Here is a 19,029-nt window from a genome sequence, read left to right as displayed (position 1 = left end):
TATGGAAACTCGGTTTCTGGATTCATTGCCGCAGCAACCCATGTACGTTTCAATAGTTCCTTAGAGGTATGGAAACACTATTCACCCGAAAATCCTGACGAATGGTCTCAACGTTTCAATAATTCCTTAGAGGTATGGAAACGCTGTTTTGTAGAATGCCCGGTATAGACATCTTAAGTTTCAATACTTCCTTAGAGGCATGGAAATCTGATACAAAACAAAAAATGCCCCTTTCGGGGCAAATGTTTGTTTTTGTGTTTCCGCTATCCGGTTAAATTACTCGTACCTCAGGGCTTCTATTGGACTCAGTCTGGAGGCTCTGTATGCGGGATAGAACCCAAAGAACAATCCAACGCTTGCCGAAACTCCAAATGCAACAATCACAGAGAGCGGATCTACCACGGCTTTCAATCCGTACTGACTGCCAAAGGTGTTAACTATCGTGTTCGAACCTAAGATACCCAGAGCAACACCTATGGCACCAGCAACGAATGTGATCACAACGCTTTCCACAAGAAACTCCAAAAGAATTCTGAGTCTTGATGCTCCTATAGCCATCTTTATACCTATTTCCCTGGTTCTTTCAACAACAGAGACGAGCATGATGTTCATGATACCGATACCACCAACGATCAGCGACACAGCGGCGATTGCAACGAGAACAAGGTTGATGATAGACACACTCTCAGAGACCACGTTCAAGATGGCTTGCTGACTGATGATGTTGTAGTAACTTTCTTCCTCGTGAAACTTTGTGTAGAGCAGGTGATCTATCTCCATGACTGCCCTTTGAGCAACATCCGCGGATTTACTTGTTGCGAGTATCATGGAAACCTTCCCGTGTGTCTGGAAGACCCTGAATTTTCCCGTTTCATAGGGGATCAGAATCATGTTGTCTGGGTTGAACATGAGAATGCTACCGGTTCTTTCGAAGATTCCAATGATTTCAAAGACGAGTTTTCTATTTCCCTGAACGAGGTAAATCTTTTTGCCCAGAGGATTTTCGTTTCCGAACAGGTTGTACGCCACTTCTTGTCCGATGATCGCGACGTTGGCAGTGTTGTCCTCCTGGGAGAAGGTCCTTCCAGAAGAGACTTTCAGATTCAAAATGTGGAAAATATCAGCTGGTGCAGAGTACACGTTAGATCTGGTGTTTGTCTCTCTGTACTGAACAAGGAAACTTCCATTCACAAGACCGATCGCTTTGTCAACACTCGGGCACATCTTCAGGATATCTTCTACATCGTCTTCCTCGAGCGATTCCACCGATTGAGCGATCGTACCTCCTCTTCCTCCAGTGAATCCAGGTGTGATCATGATGATGTTCGATCCAAGCGAAGTGAGCCTCTCTGTCACGCTTTCTTTCATACCTGCCCCAAGAGACATCACCATGATAACGGCGGTCACTCCGATCACAATACCGAGCATCGATAGAAACGTTCTCATCTTGTTGGCAAGAAGTGATCTCAGAACCTCTTTAAGTATCTCCATACACAACACCTCGACGTTCTACACCTTCGATTTTTCCATCTCTGATTCTCACGATGCACGTTCCTTCGTCCACCATCTCGAGGTTGTGAGTCACAACAACCAGCGTTTTTCCCATCTCGTGGAGTTTTCTGAACAGCTCCAGTATCTCTTCGCCAGTTTTTGTGTCCAGATTTCCCGTTGGTTCGTCTGCGAGGATGAAGACAGGATCGTTTGCCAGAGCCCTCGCTATCGCAACTCTTTGTTGCTGACCTCCTGAAAGCTGATTCGGCCGGTGATGGAGTCTGTCTCCCAGACCGACCAATTCCAGAAGCTCTTTTGCCCTCCTTTTTCTCTCCTTCGCCGGTACACCCGCGTAGATCATTGGAAGCTCCACATTTTCCAAAGCGGTGAGACGGGGAAGAAGGTTGTAACTCTGAAAGACAAAGCCTATTTTCCTGTTTCTAACCTGCGCGAGCCTTCGATCACCCATCCTCGAAACCTCTTCTCCTTCTATGAGTACCTTTCCCTTTGTAGGACGATCGAGACATCCAAGAATGTGAAGGAGTGTAGACTTTCCGCTTCCAGATGGTCCTATTATGATCACGTATTCTCCTTCGAACACCTCGAAAGAAACACCACGAAGAGCCTCGACCTTCACCTCACCCAGGTCATATATTTTCCACACATCGACAAGCTCCATCACCTTTTTCATCTTGCTCGTCCCCCTCCGGGGCCGAACATCGGAAGACCTTGCCTTGTTCGAAGTCTCTGGATTTCCTGCTGTGACGGGATGAGAAGCAAAACGTCTCCTTCGGAAACACCCTTTTTGATTTCTATCTTATCGTTCAGCTCTTCACCCACCTCAACATACACCTTTTGAGGTCCTTGGGGTGTTTGTTTCATCACGTAGTAACCGTTTTGATCCTGACTGACCGCTTCTTTTGGTACAAAGAAAGAACTTGTAGCTTCTTTGATGATTATTTCCACGTCGCACGTGAGACCAGGTATCACTAAGCTGGGAGGTATCTGATCGAAAGAAAACTCCACCGGTATCACGGTAACTCCACCGGACGTTTCCGCAACAGGACTGATTCTTTTCACCTTTCCGGTCAGGGTGAGGCCAAGCTGTTCGAAGGTGAAAACAGCCTTCATTCCTTCTTTGACGTTCTTGAGGTCGTATTCACTGATGGAACCTTCTACTCTGAGGGTATCTGTTTCCACTATAGTGACTATGCTGGTACCAACCGACACACTGTCTCCCACATCCACATTGACCGATTGAACTACTCCATTCACAGGCGAAACCACCGTTGTGTTCTCCAGGTTCTCTTTTGCTTTCTCCAGATTCAAACGGTTGATCTCGGTGGGAGAAGTTTTGTAGCTGTTGAGAGCGGAAAGATAACTGATTTGATAATCTGTGTCGTCTATCTTTGCTATTTTCTGACCTACCTGAACCACATCTCCCTCTTCCACGTAAATTTCCAGAACGTCTCCAGATACTTTGGAAGTGACTTTCTTCGTATCGGCGGTGACCTGACCCACTATTTCTACAGTTTCATTCTCTTTCGTCACAGTGTAGGTGAGATAGACAGGAGTCTGTGTTGAAGTGGCGTCTTTTTCAGAAACGGTCTGGGCACTGGCTCTGTTCAAAAAGATCACAACAGCTACCAAAACCACCAGTACTGCTATGATCAGCAGGGTTATCCACTTTTTCAATTCTGATCACCTTCCTTGAGGAATTTCTCAAGATCGTATCCTAAGATGCTTATGTATTTCAGTTTTTCCAGAATCAATGAATTTTCCAGATTTTCTTTCTCGAGAGTTCCTTCCACGTAGTCGAGTTTCGAGAGAGCGTAGTCTTCTTCACTCAGGAAGCCTTTATTGAAAAGCTGATCGTTTGTTTTGGAGCTTTCCTCCAGATCTTCCAGTTCGATTTCTTTTTGTCTCAGCTGAGACTCGAGATTGGCAATGTTGACAAGCTCTTGGCTCAACGAGTTTTCTATGTTTCGCACCTTTTCCTGATATTCCAGAGAAACCAGCTGGGATTTTCTTTTCTCTGCTTCCAGTTTTCTTTCTCCAAAGTCCCAGAGCGTCATCTGAAATCCTATTCCGATCGACCACTCGTTCTCTTCGAAGTCGTAGTTGAACGAGAACGTCAGATCCGGAAGATACGGAAGAAACCATGTTTTCTTTTCTATCTCTTCGGCTTTCTTTTGAAGCTCCAGAGCTTTCAGGTCTTCTCTGTACTCCAGAGTGGTGGCCGGCAGAGTGACCCCCTCGAGAAACTTTCTTGTTTTCTGATACACTTCTTCGTCGATGTTCTTTGTTTGAATCGTCTGAAGACTGTATTCTGCGCTTCTCAGGGTTTGTTCAGTGGAGAGTATCTGCTTTTCCAGAGCTTTCTTTTCGTCGTCATCTTTTGCCTTGCTGAGTTTTTCGTTCAACACCTGAAGTCTCTGCGAGAGTATCTCGATCTTCTTTGTGTAGTAGTACCAGTCGAATATGTCCTGGACGGTCTGGATGAAAATGCTGTTCTTTGTGGATTTCAAAGAATACTTGCTGGAAAGGTAGTTTGCCTCAGTCTTCAACTTGTCCACTGTGTATTCCGTTTTGAGATTTCTGGACACACTGAGCTGTGTTCCTTCGAAGTTAAAAGACCAGTCGTCGGTGTTCACCGAGATCGGAAAGGAAAGTCCGAGCTCGAATCCGTAGATGTTTACAAAGTTGACAATTGGAGATATTGAGAAATCAGAGATACCATCCTCTGTTATGGTGATACCTGTCTTCCCCAATGAAACGGATATCTCAGGATTCCAGAAGTTTGTGTAACGTTTGTAGTTGAGCTGTGCTTCTTTGAACTTTTCCACACTCGACCAGTAACCGGACGAATTTTTCAGGTTCTCCTCGAACAGATCGAAGACGTTCCCCACGAGGAAAACCGGAACAAGGAGAAAAACCAGAAAAAATCGTTTCATTTCTTACCACCTTCTTCAAAAGGAGACTTCTTTTCCAGCGTCTATCAGGAAGTTCACGATCGAAGTGTAGTAGCTGCGTAGCGAATTGAAGTAGTTCTTTTTGGTGTTGAGAAGATTGATCTTCTGGGTGTTCAGTTCTTTCTTTGAGATCAGTCCCTTTTCGTATCTTTCCTGGTAATCTTTGAGGATGTTCTCGTTGAGCTCAATCTTCTCTTTCAGTACTTTCAAGTTCAAGAAGGCGATTTCCAGAGAATCGAGGGTGCTCTTATAGCTGTCTTTTGCTTCTTTCAAAGCTTCGTCGTAGTTCATCTTTGATTTCTTGTAATTCAGCTCTGCCTTTTTCTGTTCGTACTTCGAAGCGTAAGCGGAGAGGTTGTTGAGATCGTATTCATAGATCTTCATGTTCAGCTCCGCGATCTTGACGGAAGAAAGATTGTCGAGGTATTCGTCTTCACCTACAAGGTTCTGATAATCGATGAGAGGAAGCTCTATTTCACTCACTTCCACGCTGAAGATCTCCTCATAATCTTTTTGGGCTTCTTCAAGGTCTTTTTGGGCGGAAAGGAGGTTGTTGCTGGCTTCTTCGAGGGTGAGCTCTGAATCTTTCAGGTCGTTCTCGGAAATGAGATTCTTCTTGAAAAGCTCCTGACTGGTTTTGTAGTCTTCCTGGGCGTTTTCGAAGTTCAGCTGTGCGATTTCGTAGGAAAGGTCAGCGGTCAAGAGATTGAAAATCCTTCCAAGAACATCTTGATAAGCGGATTTCAGCGAATTTCTGTAGCTTTGAAGGTTGTTGTAGTAGCTGAGTTCTGCGGAGAGTTCTGATCTCTTGTTCGTTGCTTCGAGTTTTGCTTTTTCGTAGTCCATCGTCGCGGATTCTAAGTTGATCTGCGCGATTTGATAATCTGTACTGCTCGCAAGAGCGGTTTGAAGAACATCATTCAGAGAAACAGAAAAGCTCAGCACAGAAACGAGAGACAACAGCACCACGAAGAGATTTTTCATACGAATACCTCCTTTTTCGATTGTTTGACGATAAAATTCTATGCCTTTTTTTGTGAAAAAAACGTGAATTTCTCACAAGTAAAATGAGAAACTCCTTCTTTCAAACGAGTTCGGGCCTGGAGTAAGATTAAAACTGTGGTTGCTCAGAAAACCGGGAGGTGTTTCTCGTGATCACACTCGAGGATATAAAAGAAGCCCAAAGAACGCTGAAGAATGTGGTGCACAGGACCGCTCTTGCTTACAGCTCTGTTCTGAGCGAAGTGACAGGTGGAGAGATCTACCTGAAGATGGAAAATCTCCAGAAGACCGGTTCGTTCAAAATAAGGGGAGCGTACAATAAAATAGCCCACCTGAGCGAAGAGGAAAGAAAGAGAGGAGTCGTTGCCGCGTCCGCTGGAAACCACGCGCAGGGAGTGGCACTTGCTGCTCAAATCTTCGGTATTCCCGCTACCATCGTGATGCCGAAGTACGCTCCTCTTTCTAAAATCACCAAAACGAGGAATCTTGGAGCTCAGGTGATTCTTGAGGGGAACATTTTTGACGAGGCCTACGAAGCAGCTCTCAGAATACAGGAGAAAACAGGTGCGGTTTTCGTGCATCCTTTCAACGATCCTCATGTCATCGCTGGGCAGGGAACTATAGGGCTGGAAATAATGGAAGATCTTCCGGATGTGGAAGTGGTGGTAGTGCCCGTTGGTGGAGGTGGTTTGATTTCGGGAGTATCCGTTGCGATCAAATCGATGAATCCTGAGGTTAAAGTAATAGGCGTTCAAACGGAGAACATGCCTTCCATGATCGCTTCACTGAGAAGGGGCAGGGCAGAGCGGGTCGAGGGTAAACCCACGCTTGCCGATGGAATAGCCGTGAAAAAGCCCGGTGACCTGACCTTCGAGCTGGTGAAGAAGTACGTCGATGAGATGGTCACGGTGAACGAAGAAGAAATAGCGGATGCCATCCTTTTCCTTCTTGAGCAAGCAAAGGTGGTTGCTGAAGGTGCAGGAGCAGTGGGGGTGGCCGCTGTTTTGAACAAACTGGATGTGAAGGGAAAGAAGGTAGCTATCGTGATAAGCGGCGGCAACATAGATGTGAACATGATAGACAGAATCATAAACAAAGGGCTCGTGAAGAGCGGAAGGAAAGTGTTCATAGAAACGTTTGTGATGGACAGACCCGGTACCCTGAAAGAGCTTCTCGGGATAGTGGCGGAACTCGGCGCAAACGTCCTTTCCGTTTTTCACAATCGCTCCGCGAAGGAAGTTCCCATTGGTTTTGCCAAAATAGAGCTCGAGCTTGAGACGGTCGATGAAAAACACGTTGAAGAGATAGAGAGGGTGTTGATCGCAAAGGGATACGAGGTGAGAATAGTCGTGTGAGAAAATTTTCACAAATGTAATTGTTATGAAATTCACAATGAAGAAAGTCCGGGTACAATGAAAATCAGGAGGTGATAGATTATGTGGTCCAAAGAGATTAACATCAAAAATGTAATTGAAATAAGAACAAAAACGACTTGTTACTTTGGGGCGGGTGCATTAGCTAAAATCGAGGATATACTGGATTTTCTGAAGGAAAGAGGTATAAAGTCTGTGGTAGTTGTTAGTGACAAAGTTGCGTACAAAGTTACAGGTGCATGGGATAAAGTGAAGCCTGCTTTGGAAAAGAGAGGTATAGAATACGTAGTTTATGATGATGTGACACCAAATCCCACAACCGAACAGATAAACGAGGCTACAAAAAAAGCGCTTGAAATAAACGCTCAAGCCGTGATAGGAATAGGCGGAGGAAGCCCTATCGACACTGCAAAAAGTGTCGCAATATTACTTGAGTATCCTGAAAAAACAGCTGAAGAATTGTATGAACAAAAGTTCATACCCGAAAAAGCAAAACCCATAATTGCCATAAACACAACACATGGTACAGGAACAGAAGTCGATAGATTTGCAGTGGCATCTATTCTGGAAAAAGAATACAAACCACCAATAGCCTATGATTGCATTTATCCAACCTTCTCTATCGATGATCCAGAGCTAACTAAAAGTCTTCCAGAAAAACAAAGTATTTATACCTCTCTTGATGCACTGAATCATATCACAGAAGCAGCTACAACTTCTTTAGGAAATCCATTTTCAATAAATCTTGCAAGAAATACTGTGGAATTGATATCTGAATACTTACCCGAGGTTCTCAAAAAACCTGATAACTTAGAAGCGCGTTACTTCCTGATGTATGCTTCTGCAATAGCAGGTATCTCTTTCGATAATGGTATGCTACATCTCACGCATGCTCTTGAACATCCGCTGAGTGCTATCAAACCCGATCTTCCCCATGGTTTGGGACTTGCTATGCTGCTTCCAGCTGTTTTTAAATACACATATAAAGCGAAACCACAAATACTTGCTTACGTATATCAGCCTATAATTCCTGATTTAAAAGGAAGACCGAATGAAGCGGAAGAAGCTGCTTCAAAACTTGAACAGTGGATTTTTAACTTGGGTGTCAAAGAGAAACTGGCGGATGTTGGATTTTCTGAAAAAGACATCCCTAAACTTGTAAGGCTTGCTTTTGAAACTCCTGCATTAGATCTTCTGCTGAATTTGGCACCAATGAAAGTAGATGAGAATCTGGTGGAAGCAATCTATAAAGAATCCTTGAAGCCTTATTGAGTAAAGGAATCAGAAACACTAAAGAAGGGCAGGGATTTCCTGCCCTTTTTTTGGTAGAATATCCCCTGCGGAGGTGAGACTTTGAGATTTGTATCGGATTTTCTGTTCTTTGCCGGATTTGGACTTTTGTTCATCGCGATAGTGTTTTTCGATCTTGGAACACGTGCTATAAAGAAGAAGCAGAATCAAAAGAAAAAGTTCTACGATAAAAAAGGATGGCAGTTCCTCTCTGTGAGTCTTGGGGCTTTTGCTGTATCTATTCTGCTTGCTCTGATCGGAAGGGGATGAACATGGTATTCCTGATCTACAATCCCGCTGCGGGTGGAGGAAGAGCTGGAAAAATCTGGGACAGAGTCGAAGATCTTCTGAAGAAACACGGGATAGATCACAAGGTTGCCTTCACAGAAAGGCCAGGTCACGCGATGGAAATTTCAAAGAAGGCTTTCAAAGAGGGATACAGAAGAATAGCAGCGTTCGGTGGAGATGGAACGGTAAACGAGGTGGTAAACGGGATCTTCTTGAACGGATACGATTTAAGAGAAGTTGTCTTCGGGTGGATACCGTTCGGAAGCGGCAAAGACTGGGCGAGAACGATCGGCGTTTCTCTTGAGATCGAAGAAGCGATCAAAACATTGAAAGATGGAAAAGAATTCGTTCAGGATCTGGGAGTAGGTGAATACGAAAAAGCGAGCGGAGAGATAGAAAAGCGCGCGTTCGTGAATGTTGCAGGCCTTTTCTTCGACGGATTTGTGACCTACAGGACCAACCTTCTCAAGAGGAAGAACCGTGTTTCTTACTTCTCGAGGATTTTCTCCTCTATCATCGAATACGATCCCCCTACTGCCAGAATCCAGATCGATGAAAAGGTGTGGGAGAAGAGGGTTTTTTCCATGAACGTTGGGATCTGTAAATACAATGGAGGAGGCATGAACCAGCTTCCCCACGCTGTGCCAGACGACGGCCTTCTTGCTGTGACAGTGATAAACGACATAGGAAAATTGAGAATCCTGGCTAACCTGCACAGGGTGTTCAACGGAAAGCTATTGGAACATCCCAGGGTGGAGGGTTATCAGGCGAAAAAGGTGGTGGTGGAGTTTCAAAGAGATGAACCGGTGGAATTCGATGGTGAATCTTTCTGGGCCAAGAAGATTTTCTTTTCAATAATCCCCGGGGTTATAAGGGTGCTGGTGAAAAAATGAGGGGGCTGCCCTCTCATTTGGTGATGGTCTTTGCAAGATCCAGGAATTCCTGAGCGATCTTGTCACCGCCGTACTTTTCCACAAAAACCCTCACTTCTTTCTTGATATCCTCGACCAGCTCTCTGTCCAGCATCAAAAGCTCAAGCTTGTGAACCAGATCGTGAATATTTCTGTACTTCACGATGGGGCCGAATCCGTACACGTCGGTCTCTATGGTTTCAACGAATCTACTGTCTCTTATGACGATGGGGGTTTCACTCGCTATGATCTGATACAGGGTAGAAGACACAACAACGTTCGGAGTGTTTCCTTTTGGTAGAAGGTGTACGTTCGAGCCTTTCAGATAACTGTAGAGTTTTTCGACGGTTGGTCTTTTCTGCCACTGGGTGATCCACTCAGCCTCGTAATCCACCCTTCCATCTGACCTGATGATCCAGTAGTGAACGTTGTCGAATCTCTTTCTGAGTTTTTTCAGGGCGTTGAGGAAGTCACAGTATTCTTCGACGGGTTGTCTTCCAAACGAAAAGAACAGGAACTTGTCTTCACTGACGGGTCTTTCTGGTTCCGCATCGTAGGGTTTCATTACCGGGTAGCTGATCACTTCGACCTTTTCCCGGGGGATCTCGTAAAACTCCAGAATCTCATCGTAAAACCTTCTATCGAAAACCACGATTTTATCGCAGGGCAGTTTCACCACTTCTCTTGCTTTGAAGATGTTTGCTTCATGGAAAACGGAAATAACCGGAATCTTCAGCTTTTCTATGAGCCTGGTGAGTGGTTTTACCGGAACTCTCCAGAAGGTTTCTATTATGAGCAGGTCCAGGTTTTCCTTTAAAATCTCTTCTTCTTTCACCCAGCCCTCCTCTGTTACGTTGTCCACTTCCGTGTAGATCTCTCTCTTCACGAACTCCGGATCCTGGGCTTCCGTTCTTTTGTAGTATTTAACTTCCTTGCTGGCACTCTCTTCTGTTGGTGCAAAGACCACAACTTCGTGTCCCATTCTGATGAACTCTCTTGCAAGTATCTCTGCGTGCATCCCCACACCGCACGTGGCACCCCATCTGCTGAGGAATCCGATTTTCATACTCTCACCTCCTTTTTGTGATGCAAATTTTAAGAACCTCTATAATATATTATAGAATTCATCGAATTTAGGAGCGTGATGAAATTGAAAGAAATTTCGAGCATGGAAACAAAAGAGCTGATTCTAAAAGCAAATAGAATGACGATGATGATATAAAACTCATTGAAGGATTGAGGGAGCTGATGGGATGGTAGAAAGACTTCTTGAAATCATCGAAAGAAGTTTGAGGAAGTGCCCCTGGTTAGAGAAACAGAGCATTGAAACTCTGCTTGAAGCACTCGCTTCTGAAATAGAAGAAGTCGCTGAAGCTGTGAAGAAAAACGACCTCGCAAATCTCGAGGAAGAGATAGGAGATCTCATCTACGACGCTCTTCTCGTGGCAGCAGTGGCACAGAGAGATTACGGAATAGACCTTGAAAGTGCTATTCAGAAGGTGGTGGAAAAGATCTCACACAGGAAACCCTGGCTGTTCTGGGAAGAAAAGATCTCCTTAGAAGAAGCGGAAAAAATATGGAAAGAGCGCAAAAAGAAAATTTAATCTTTCTTCTCCAAAGGAACCTCTCCAAAAAGCTTTGCAGGTATGAAATAAAGAGGTGATTTGAGTTTCCTGTTGAATTTCTCTACCTCAAAGTTGTAGTCTTCCCTGGCTTTTTCGAGGAGCTTCAGTATTTTTTCGTATTTTTCTTTGACAAAGTCATTTCCTGAGACGACTTCTCTTCTGAAGAGCTTCTCTCTTTCTTCTAACTCCAAAATCTCTCTTTCTATGTACGAGATGATCTTTCTGTGACGAACAAGAAACGCCCAGGTGTAAAATGAATATAGAGTGAATCCAAGAACAACAAGCGCAGTGATCCACACGATGTCACCCCCATGCACCGTTTCATTATATCACCGGGAAAGGGGTAAGAAGCATGATAAAAATAGGAGCTCACATGCCCATCTCGAAAGGATTTGACAGGGTACCACAAGACACAGTGAACATAGGGGGGAACTCCTTCCAGATATTTCCTCACAACGCTCGCTCCTGGAGTGCAAAACTCCCTTCTGACGAGGCCGCCACGAAATTCAAAAGGGAGATGAAAAAACACGGTATCGACTGGGAAAACGCGTTTTGTCACAGTGGATACCTCATAAATCTCGCCAGTCCAAAGGATGACATTTGGCAGAAATCTGTTGAACTTTTGAAAAAAGAAGTGGAAATTTGCAGAAAGCTGGGTATAAGGTATCTGAACATTCACCCCGGAAGCCACCTCGGAACTGGAGAGGAAGAGGGAATAGACAGAATAGTAAGAGGTCTGAACGAAGTGCTGAACAACACCGAAGGTGTGGTGATTCTTCTTGAAAACGTTTCACAAAAAGGAGGAAATATCGGATACAAATTGGAACAGCTGAAAAAAATCAGAGATCTCGTCGATCAAAAAGACCGTGTGGCCATCACCTACGATACGTGTCACGGGTTCGACTCTGGATACGACATCACAAAAAAGGAGGGTGTCGAAGCCCTTCTCAACGAGATAGAGAGCCTGTTCGGTCTGGAAAGACTCAAGATGATACACCTGAACGATTCTAAATACCCCCTCGGTGCGGCAAAAGACAGGCACGAAAGAATAGGAAGCGGATTCATAGGTGAAGAAGGTTTTGCCGTATTTTTCTCCTTCAAAGAGATCCAGGAAGTTCCATGGATCCTGGAAACCCCTGGTGGAAACGAAGAGCACGCGGAGGATATAAAGAAAGTGTTTGAGATCATAGAAAAATTCGGTATAGAGGTCGATTGATATGCCCTTCGATGGGTTGCTTTTGCACAAAGCAGTCCGAGAGTTAAAGGAACTCGAAGGAGAACACTTGAGGCAGATTTATCAACCAACGACGGTTGATTATTATTTTCTTTTCAGAAGTGCGACCGTTCGGGTGTGTTTGAGACCCGATGTTTCCCATGTAGCGATCGCTGAAAAAGAAGAGGCATCGGAGAAGATGCCCTCTTCGTTCACGATGCTTCTGAGAAAGGAACTGAAAGGTGCGAAACTTCTAAAGGTAGAACAAATTGGGATGGACAGAACACTGCGGTTTTCCTTCGAGAAATTCGATGAGATAGAGGGAATCGTTCAAAAAGATCTCTACATCGAAATAATGGGGATCCACTCGAACATGATACTGGTCAGAGATAGGAGGATCATTGACGCACACAGACGCATTGTAACGAAAAAGAGAGAAATCCTCCCCGGCAGGGAGTTCGTGATTTTTCCCTCCGGAAAGGTTTCCATTTTTGAATTGAGAGAGCTTCCACCAGAGAGTGAAAAAACGATCCGAAACGTTCTCCTTTCACTTCTCGAAGGCTTCTCTCCCGTCTCCGTGGAAGAGCTGATCCACAGAACCGGCTACGAACTGGATACTCCGTGGAAGGCTGTGGATCAAAGGAAGATACTCGAAGTTCTTGAGGAGATAAAAAAGGAGCTGGAACTCCCGGGGGTGTTTGTCTACTACGAAGCTTCACACCCTGTGGAAGTTTCTGCTTTTAGGTTTACTATGCTGAGCCTCAAAGAAAGGTACTTTGAAAAACCCTCCGAGGGTATCAACGAATTTGTGAGATGGAAAGAAGAAAAATCCACCTTTGAAAACACCAAAAATCGTTTTATCAAAGTGGTTGTGAGCAGAATTGAAGATCTGGAGGATCTTGAAGAAAAACTCTCGAGGGAACTTTCCGAAGCGGAGAAAGCCGAAAGATACAAAAAACTCGGCGATCTCATCGTTCAGAACCTCTGGAGTATAAAGGGAAAATCCGGAGAGGTCGAACTCACGGATTGGGAGACAAACGAAAAGATCGTTGTGGATGTGGGAAAAGATCCTGCCCAGACGGCCCAGAAGTTCTACAATACCTACAAAAAACTGCAGAGAAAGAAAGAACAGGTAGAAAAACGGCTCGAAGAGATACAGCGGGAAAAAGAGTATCTCTATCAGCTGTGGGAGACGATCGAAGACGCGGAAGATCTGGAAACACTCGAAGAGATAGAAGAAGAAATGAGAGAATTTGGACTCCTGAAAGAGAGGAAAACGAAAAAACAAAAAGCAAAGAAAACCCGTTTCAGAGAGGTGTACTACGGCGGGTTCAAAATTCTCATAGGAAGAAACAACAAACAGAACGATGAACTCGTGAGAACTTCCTCGAAGGAGGACCTGTGGTTCCACGCTCACGAGATGCCGGGAGCCCACGTTGTGGTGAAGACAGAAGGAAAGAAGGTGCCTCAGGAAGTCGTGGAATATGCGGCGAGTCTCGCGGCCGGTTACTCGAAGGGAAAAAACTCCGGAAAAGTGCCGGTCGATTACACATTCATAAAATATGTAAGAAAACCTAAGGGTTTCAAACCCGGTATGGTGATATACAAGAACTACAAAACCATTCTTGTTGAGCCAAGGAGGATAGAGGGATGATAGGCTATCAGATCTACGTGAGATCTTTCAGGGATGGAAACCTCGACGGTGTGGGAGATTTCAGGGGATTGAAAAACGCTGTTTCCTACCTGAAAGAACTGGGGATTGACTTTGTCTGGCTCATGCCTGTTTTTTCCTCCATATCTTTTCACGGGTACGACGTGGTGGATTTTTATTCTTTCAAAGCTGAGTACGGTAGTGAGAGAGAGTTCAAAGAGATGATCGAGGCATTCCACGACAGCGGAATAAAAGTCGTTCTTGACCTTCCCATCCATCACACAGGCTTTCTCCACACGTGGTTCCAGAAGGCGCTGAAAGGAGATCCACACTACAGAGATTACTACGTATGGGCAAACAAAGAGACGGATCTGGACGAAAGAAGAGAGTGGGATGGAGAAAAGATCTGGCATCCCCTGGAAGATGGGAGGTTCTACAGAGGGCTCTTTGGACCTTTCTCACCCGACTTGAACTACGACAACCCGCAGGTATTCGATGAAATGAAAAGACTGGTTCTCCACCTTCTCGATATGGGAGTGGATGGTTTCAGGTTCGATGCAGCAAAGCACATGAGAGATACGATCGAACAGAATGTTCGCTTCTGGAAGTACTTTCTTTCCGATTTGAAGGGCATCTTCCTCGCAGAGATATGGGCAGAGGCCAGAATGGTGGATGAACACGGCAGAATATTTGGCTACATGCTCAACTTTGACACATCCCACTGTATAAAGGAAGCTGTATGGAAAGAGAACACAAGAGTTCTGATAGAGTCGATCGAAAGGGCCGTTATCGGCAAAGACTACCTCCCGGTGAATTTTACTTCGAATCACGACATGTCGAGGCTTGCAAGCTTTGAAGGAGGCTTCAGCAAAGAAAAGATCAAACTTTCGATTTCCATTCTTTTCACTCTCCCGGGAGTTCCTCTCGTGTTCTATGGGGATGAGCTTGGAATGAAGGGAGTTTACCAGAAACCGAACACAGAAGTCGTCCTGGATCCGTTCCCGTGGAACGAGAGTATGTGCGTTGAGGGACAGACCTTCTGGAAGTGGCCCGCGTACAACGGGCCTTTCTCTGGTATCTCCGTAGAATACCAGAAGAGAGATCCCGATTCGATTCTTTCACACACTCTGGGATGGACGAGATTCAGAAAGGAAAACCAGTGGATCGATCGGGCAAAGCTCGAATTTTTGTGTAAAGAGGACAAGTTTCTTGTGTACAGACTCTACGATGATCAGCATTCTTTGAAGGTGTTTCACAATCTTTCAGGGGAAGAGGTTGTCTTTGAGGGAGTTAAAATGAAGCCTTACAAAACGGAGGTGGTTTGATGAAAATGGAAAGGAAAAACGTCTGGCACCACAGGAAGAAGGAGGAAATAGAAGCCTTTTCGAAAGAGTACATGGAATTCATGAGCAAAGCAAAAACCGAAAGGATGACGGTGAAAGAGATCAAGAGAATCCTCGACGAATCGGGATTCGTTCCTCTTGAAGACTTCGCGGGGGATCCCATGAACATGACAGTTTACGCTGTGAACCGGGGAAAAGCCATCGCCGCCTTTCGTGTGGTGGATGACCTCAAAAGAGGTCTGAACCTTGTGGTTGCGCACATAGATTCTCCAAGGCTGGATTTCAAACCCAATCCGTTGATAGAAGATGAGCAGATAGCCCTGTTCAAAACACACTACTACGGAGGAATAAAAAAGTATCACTGGCTGAGCATTCCTCTTGAAATACACGGTGTTCTTTTCAAAAACGATGGAACGGAGATAGAGATTCACATAGGGGATAAACCGGAGGATCCCGTCTTCACGATTCCAGATCTTCTTCCGCATCTTGACAAGGAAGACGCGAAGATCTCTGAGAAGTTCAAGGGAGAAAACCTCATGCTCATAGCCGGAACGATTCCTCTCAGTGGAGAAGAAAAAGAAGCGGTGAAGACGAACGTTCTTAAGATTTTGAACGAGATGTACGGTATCACCGAAGAAGACTTCGTGAGCGGTGAGATAGAAGTGGTTCCTGCTTTCTCACCGAGAGAGGTAGGAATGGACAGAAGTCTCATAGGAGCGTATGGACAGGACGACAGGATATGTGCCTACACAGCTCTTCGGGCTCTTCTGTCTGCAAATCCCGAAAAATCGATAGGTGTGATCTTCTTCGACAAGGAAGAGATAGGAAGCGATGGAAACACGGGAGCAAAAGCTAGATTCTACTTGAAAGCCCTCAGACAAATTCTGAAAATGCAAGGTGCGAAAGATTCGGAGTTCGTGCTCGATGAAGTGCTTGAGAATACCTCCGTGATCTCTGGAGATGTGTGCGCTGCCGTGAATCCTCCTTACAAAGATGTCCACGATCTTCACAACGCTCCGAAACTGGGATACGGAGTTGCTCTTGTGAAGTACACGGGTGCAAGGGGAAAATACTCCACGAACGACGCGCACGCTGAATTCGTAGCTCGTGTGAGAAAAGTGCTGAACGAACAGGGAGTCATCTGGCAGGTGGCCACCCTCGGGAAGGTGGACCAGGGCGGAGGAGGAACAATTGCCAAGTTCTTTGCTGAGAGAGGATCCGATGTGATCGATATGGGACCCGCTCTTCTGGGGATGCACTCTCCTTTTGAGATCTCCTCGAAGGCGGACCTCTTCGAAACCTACGTTGCTTACAGGAGTCTCATGGAAAAACTGTGAGGTGGTACTTTGATAGAAGAGCTGGCAAGAGAAATCGTGAAGCGATTTCCAAGGAACCACAAAGAAACGGATCCATTCAGAGTTCTCATCTCCACTGTCCTGAGCCAGAGAACGCGCGACGAGAACACAGAGAAAGCGTCGAAGAAGCTCTTCGAAGTTTACAGAACACCGCAGGAACTCGCAAAGGCGAAACCAGAGGATCTCTACGATTTGATCAAAGAATCCGGGATGTACAGGCAAAAAGCCGAGAGGATTGTGGAGATATCCAGGATCCTCGTGGAAAAGTACGGCGGAAGAGTTCCCGATTCGCTGGAAGAACTGCTCAAACTTCCCGGTGTGGGAAGAAAAACAGCGAACATAGTGCTGTGGGTGGGTTTCAAGAAACCTGCCCTCGCGGTTGATACGCATGTTCACAGAATCAGCAACAGACTGGGTTGGGTGAAGACAAGAACACCGGAAGAAACAGAAGAAGCCCTCAAGAAATTGCTCCCGGAAGATCTCTGGGGGCCGATCAACGGTTCTATGGTCGAATTCGGAAGAAGAATCTGCAAACCGCAGAATCCTCTGTGTGAAGAGTGCTTTCTGAAGAATCACTGTGAGTTTTACAGAAGGAGGGGAAAGGGTGAAGTACGAAATCGTACTGAAAGGTAGCTACGCTCTTTTGAAGGTGTTTCTTTCGATTGGGGAGAGTGTTGTGGTAGAACCGGGTGCGATGGTTTACATGAAAGGACCCATCGAAGTTAACACTTCAGCAACGGGAGGTGTCTGGAAAGCCCTCAAAAGAGCCATTTTGGGCGGGGAGAACTTTTTCATGAACACGTACATCTCCCGCGGAGAAAGTGAAGTCGGTCTGGCTCCTCAGCTTCCGGGAGATATAGACGTGATACCTCTGAAAGACATCCTCTACGTTCAATCGACTTCTTTCCTGGCATGTGATCCTTCGGTGGAAATGGACGTTTCATTCGGTGGTTTGAAATCATTCTTCTCTGGTGAAGGAATATTTCTCTTGAAATTCGTTGGTCACGGTGATGTGGCCGTTTCTTCTTTTGGAGGAATAAAATCTATAGAACTCCAGTCGGGAGAGGAGTTTACCGTTGACACAGGACATGTCGTGGCGTTCGATGGAACGGTGAAATGGAACGTTAGAACATTTGGTGGGCTGAAATCCACACTCTTCGGTGGAGAAGGTCTGGTGTGTACCTTCACAGGCCCAGGAAGAATTTATGTCCAGACGAGAAATTATCCCGCTTTTGTCGAGTGGATAAAGTCTCTTGTTCCTAGGCAGACGGGTAGCAGATGATTTGATAGGTACATGATAAGTTGTTGGATTTTTTGTTTGCTATTCTTTTGATGTTTGATGTTTTTCGTCATTGTGATAAAATAATTCACATACCGAACTAATTGCTGGAGGGTTGAAGGATGCTCTTTCTCACCAACGTTCTTCGCTCTATGGGCACCATGAGTTTCAATCTTCTGATACAGCTTCGCATGAAAGAAATAGGAGCAACTCTCTTTCTAATAGGGCTCCTTTCCAGTTTGCAAGGGGCAATGAACACCTTTTCTAACGTTTTCTGGGGAAGAATTTCAGACAAAATCGGGAAAAGAAAAGTATTCATCATATTGAGCCTCGTTCTAGCATCTGCTTTTTATCCTCTGTACGCGGTCATAGACGTTCCTTCTGCCATTCTGATCGTTTCCATGATCATAGCGTTCTTCAACGGAATGTATCCTCCCGCTGCCATGGCGCTCAGCAGCACTGCAAAGAAAATGTCACTTGGATTTTCACTTTACAACTCTTCAAATTCACTTGGGATGCTTCTGAGCAGGATTTCCATAGGTTTTCTGCTGATGTTTATCGATCTGAAGCTCGCTTTTGTTTTCTTTTCGATAGTCGTGGCAGTATCCGTGATTCCTGCTCTCGGGTTGAAAGAAGAGAAGATCCAAAAGAAGAAAGAGGAAGACTTTCATTTTGGAAGGAAGGTAATGGAGCATGGAATCTGGGCACTGTACCTGGGGAGTCTCTTGAGGCAGATGGGAACTTCCGGCTCTATGTCACTGATCGCTGTCTATCTAAACGAAAGATTTCATTATAGTGCTTCGACGATAGGCTTTATCACGGCTGTGAATCCACTAGTTCAAATACCATCCCATTTTTTGTTCGGGAAGATGGTAGAAAAGGTCGATCCGAAATTCATAAGTGTTCTAGGCATTTTCATGTCTTCACTGGTTCCCTTTCTCATGATGATACCTGAGAACTGGGCACCAGTGCTGGCTTATGCCTTTTTGGGAGCGAGTTTTGGAGCTTTCATCAACGGATCGAACAATTTTCTTGGAAGAAGATTCCACTACCTTCAGAGGGGAAGAGCACTTGGTCTTTTGAGCTCTGCCAGATTTCTTGGAGCAACCATCGGACCTTTCCTGGCGGGATTGCTCGCAGAAAAGTCTTACTCTCTTATGTTTTCGACACTGGGTCTTGCTGTGCTTTCAGGAGGAATAGTGGTTCTTCTGTTCACAAAAGGCGGGGATTGATTCC

At 45.3% G+C, this 19,029-nt stretch carries 19 protein-coding genes and 1 CRISPR repeat array (1 of these 20 cut by a window edge); of the genes, 12 read left to right on the top strand and 7 right to left on the bottom strand.

Going from position 1 to position 19,029, the window contains the following annotated elements; genetic code table 11:
* Window positions 1–207: a CRISPR direct-repeat array (repeat unit 30 nt) (it extends 1,701 nt beyond the left edge of the window).
* 69 nt (window positions 208–276) lie between these two features.
* Genes T2812B_RS03030 through T2812B_RS03010 form a run of 5 tightly spaced genes read right to left on the bottom strand, consistent with a single transcriptional unit; the run spans window position 277 to window position 5,447 of the window.
* On the bottom strand, window positions 277–1,491 hold the full coding sequence (locus T2812B_RS03030; RefSeq protein WP_008193578.1) for an ABC transporter permease: 1,215 nt from the start codon (window positions 1,489–1,491) through the stop codon (window positions 277–279).
* Complete coding sequence (locus tag T2812B_RS03025) at window positions 1,478–2,182, bottom strand: ABC transporter ATP-binding protein (protein WP_008193575.1); 705 nt, start codon at window positions 2,180–2,182, stop codon at window positions 1,478–1,480. Before T2812B_RS03025 ends, T2812B_RS03030 begins: the two co-directional genes overlap by 14 nt.
* The gene (locus T2812B_RS03020; protein WP_008193569.1) at window positions 2,179–3,186 is read right to left on the bottom strand and encodes an efflux RND transporter periplasmic adaptor subunit; all 1,008 of its coding nucleotides are present in this window, start codon (window positions 3,184–3,186) and stop codon (window positions 2,179–2,181) included. The genes T2812B_RS03025 and T2812B_RS03020 overlap by 4 nt, the downstream gene beginning before the upstream one ends.
* Window positions 3,183–4,445 carry a TolC family protein gene (locus tag T2812B_RS03015; RefSeq protein WP_008193568.1) on the bottom strand — a complete coding sequence of 421 codons (1,263 nt, stop codon included), beginning with the start codon at window positions 4,443–4,445 and terminating at the stop codon, window positions 3,183–3,185. The genes T2812B_RS03020 and T2812B_RS03015 overlap by 4 nt, the downstream gene beginning before the upstream one ends.
* 15 nt (window positions 4,446–4,460) lie before the next feature.
* Window positions 4,461–5,447 carry a TolC family protein gene (locus tag T2812B_RS03010; RefSeq protein WP_008193565.1) on the bottom strand — a complete coding sequence of 329 codons (987 nt, stop codon included), beginning with the start codon at window positions 5,445–5,447 and terminating at the stop codon, window positions 4,461–4,463.
* 167 nt (window positions 5,448–5,614) lie between these two features.
* Here T2812B_RS03010 and ilvA point away from each other — a divergent pair, with 167 nt between their 5' ends.
* The 4 genes from ilvA (at window position 5,615) to T2812B_RS02990 (ending at window position 9,309) form a co-directional block, all read left to right on the top strand.
* Window positions 5,615–6,820, top strand: coding sequence for a threonine ammonia-lyase (gene ilvA, locus T2812B_RS03005; RefSeq protein ID WP_008193563.1), 1,206 nt, complete (start codon window positions 5,615–5,617; stop codon window positions 6,818–6,820).
* 81 nt (window positions 6,821–6,901) lie between these two features.
* The gene (locus T2812B_RS03000) at window positions 6,902–8,110 is read left to right on the top strand and encodes an iron-containing alcohol dehydrogenase (RefSeq protein WP_008193562.1); all 1,209 of its coding nucleotides are present in this window, start codon (window positions 6,902–6,904) and stop codon (window positions 8,108–8,110) included.
* An 81-nt stretch (window positions 8,111–8,191) separates the two neighbouring features.
* On the top strand, window positions 8,192–8,398 hold the full coding sequence (locus T2812B_RS02995) for a hypothetical protein (protein ID WP_004083158.1): 207 nt from the start codon (window positions 8,192–8,194) through the stop codon (window positions 8,396–8,398).
* Window positions 8,399–8,400: 2 nt separating this feature from the next.
* Entirely contained in the window at window positions 8,401–9,309 is a 909-nt protein-coding gene (locus T2812B_RS02990; RefSeq protein WP_008193553.1) for a diacylglycerol kinase family protein, read from the top strand.
* A 13-nt stretch (window positions 9,310–9,322) separates the two neighbouring features.
* Here T2812B_RS02990 and mds read toward each other — a convergent pair whose 3' ends face one another.
* On the bottom strand, window positions 9,323–10,393 hold the full coding sequence (mds, locus tag T2812B_RS02985; protein ID WP_004083160.1) for a GDP-mannose:di-myo-inositol-1,3'-phosphate beta-1,2-mannosyltransferase: 1,071 nt from the start codon (window positions 10,391–10,393) through the stop codon (window positions 9,323–9,325).
* Window positions 10,394–10,580: 187 nt separating this feature from the next.
* Between mds and T2812B_RS02980 the strand changes: the two genes are divergently transcribed.
* Entirely contained in the window at window positions 10,581–10,931 is a 351-nt protein-coding gene (locus tag T2812B_RS02980; protein ID WP_004083161.1) for a MazG nucleotide pyrophosphohydrolase domain-containing protein, read from the top strand.
* On the opposite strand, the gene T2812B_RS02975 is transcribed toward T2812B_RS02980, so the two are convergent.
* Entirely contained in the window at window positions 10,928–11,251 is a 324-nt protein-coding gene (locus T2812B_RS02975) for a hypothetical protein (RefSeq protein WP_004083163.1), read from the bottom strand. The genes T2812B_RS02980 and T2812B_RS02975 overlap by 4 nt on opposite strands.
* Before the next feature lie 53 nt (window positions 11,252–11,304).
* On the opposite strand from T2812B_RS02975, the gene T2812B_RS02970 reads away from it, so the two are divergent.
* The 7 genes from T2812B_RS02970 (at window position 11,305) to T2812B_RS02940 (ending at window position 19,025) form a co-directional block, all read left to right on the top strand.
* Window positions 11,305–12,168, top strand: coding sequence for a deoxyribonuclease IV (locus T2812B_RS02970; RefSeq protein ID WP_008193547.1), 864 nt, complete (start codon window positions 11,305–11,307; stop codon window positions 12,166–12,168).
* Window position 12,169: 1 nt separating this feature from the next.
* Complete coding sequence (locus T2812B_RS02965; RefSeq protein ID WP_008193545.1) at window positions 12,170–13,819, top strand: NFACT family protein; 1,650 nt, start codon at window positions 12,170–12,172, stop codon at window positions 13,817–13,819.
* Window positions 13,816–15,141: a 4-alpha-glucanotransferase gene (gene mgt, locus T2812B_RS02960; protein ID WP_004083169.1), complete on the top strand. Its 1,326-nt coding sequence runs from the start codon at window positions 13,816–13,818 to the stop codon at window positions 15,139–15,141. Before T2812B_RS02965 ends, mgt begins: the two co-directional genes overlap by 4 nt.
* Window positions 15,141–16,496 carry an aminopeptidase gene (locus T2812B_RS02955; RefSeq protein WP_004083171.1) on the top strand — a complete coding sequence of 452 codons (1,356 nt, stop codon included), beginning with the start codon at window positions 15,141–15,143 and terminating at the stop codon, window positions 16,494–16,496. The genes mgt and T2812B_RS02955 overlap by 1 nt, the downstream gene beginning before the upstream one ends.
* Window positions 16,497–16,505: 9 nt before the next feature.
* The gene (nth, locus tag T2812B_RS02950; protein ID WP_004083173.1) at window positions 16,506–17,147 is read left to right on the top strand and encodes an endonuclease III; all 642 of its coding nucleotides are present in this window, start codon (window positions 16,506–16,508) and stop codon (window positions 17,145–17,147) included.
* Window positions 17,119–17,796: a TIGR00266 family protein gene (locus tag T2812B_RS02945; protein ID WP_008193539.1), complete on the top strand. Its 678-nt coding sequence runs from the start codon at window positions 17,119–17,121 to the stop codon at window positions 17,794–17,796. Before nth ends, T2812B_RS02945 begins: the two co-directional genes overlap by 29 nt.
* A 119-nt stretch (window positions 17,797–17,915) precedes the next feature.
* The gene (locus tag T2812B_RS02940; RefSeq protein ID WP_008193538.1) at window positions 17,916–19,025 is read left to right on the top strand and encodes an MFS transporter; all 1,110 of its coding nucleotides are present in this window, start codon (window positions 17,916–17,918) and stop codon (window positions 19,023–19,025) included.
* Window positions 19,026–19,029: the final 4 nt, after the last annotated feature.

It is taken from the genome of Thermotoga sp. 2812B (genome assembly GCF_000789335.1).
GTDB classification, from domain to species: Bacteria; Thermotogota; Thermotogae; order Thermotogales; family Thermotogaceae; genus Thermotoga; species Thermotoga maritima.
The sequence above is the reverse complement of the archived record's forward strand: the minus strand, read 5'-3'. Positions and strand labels throughout refer to the sequence as shown.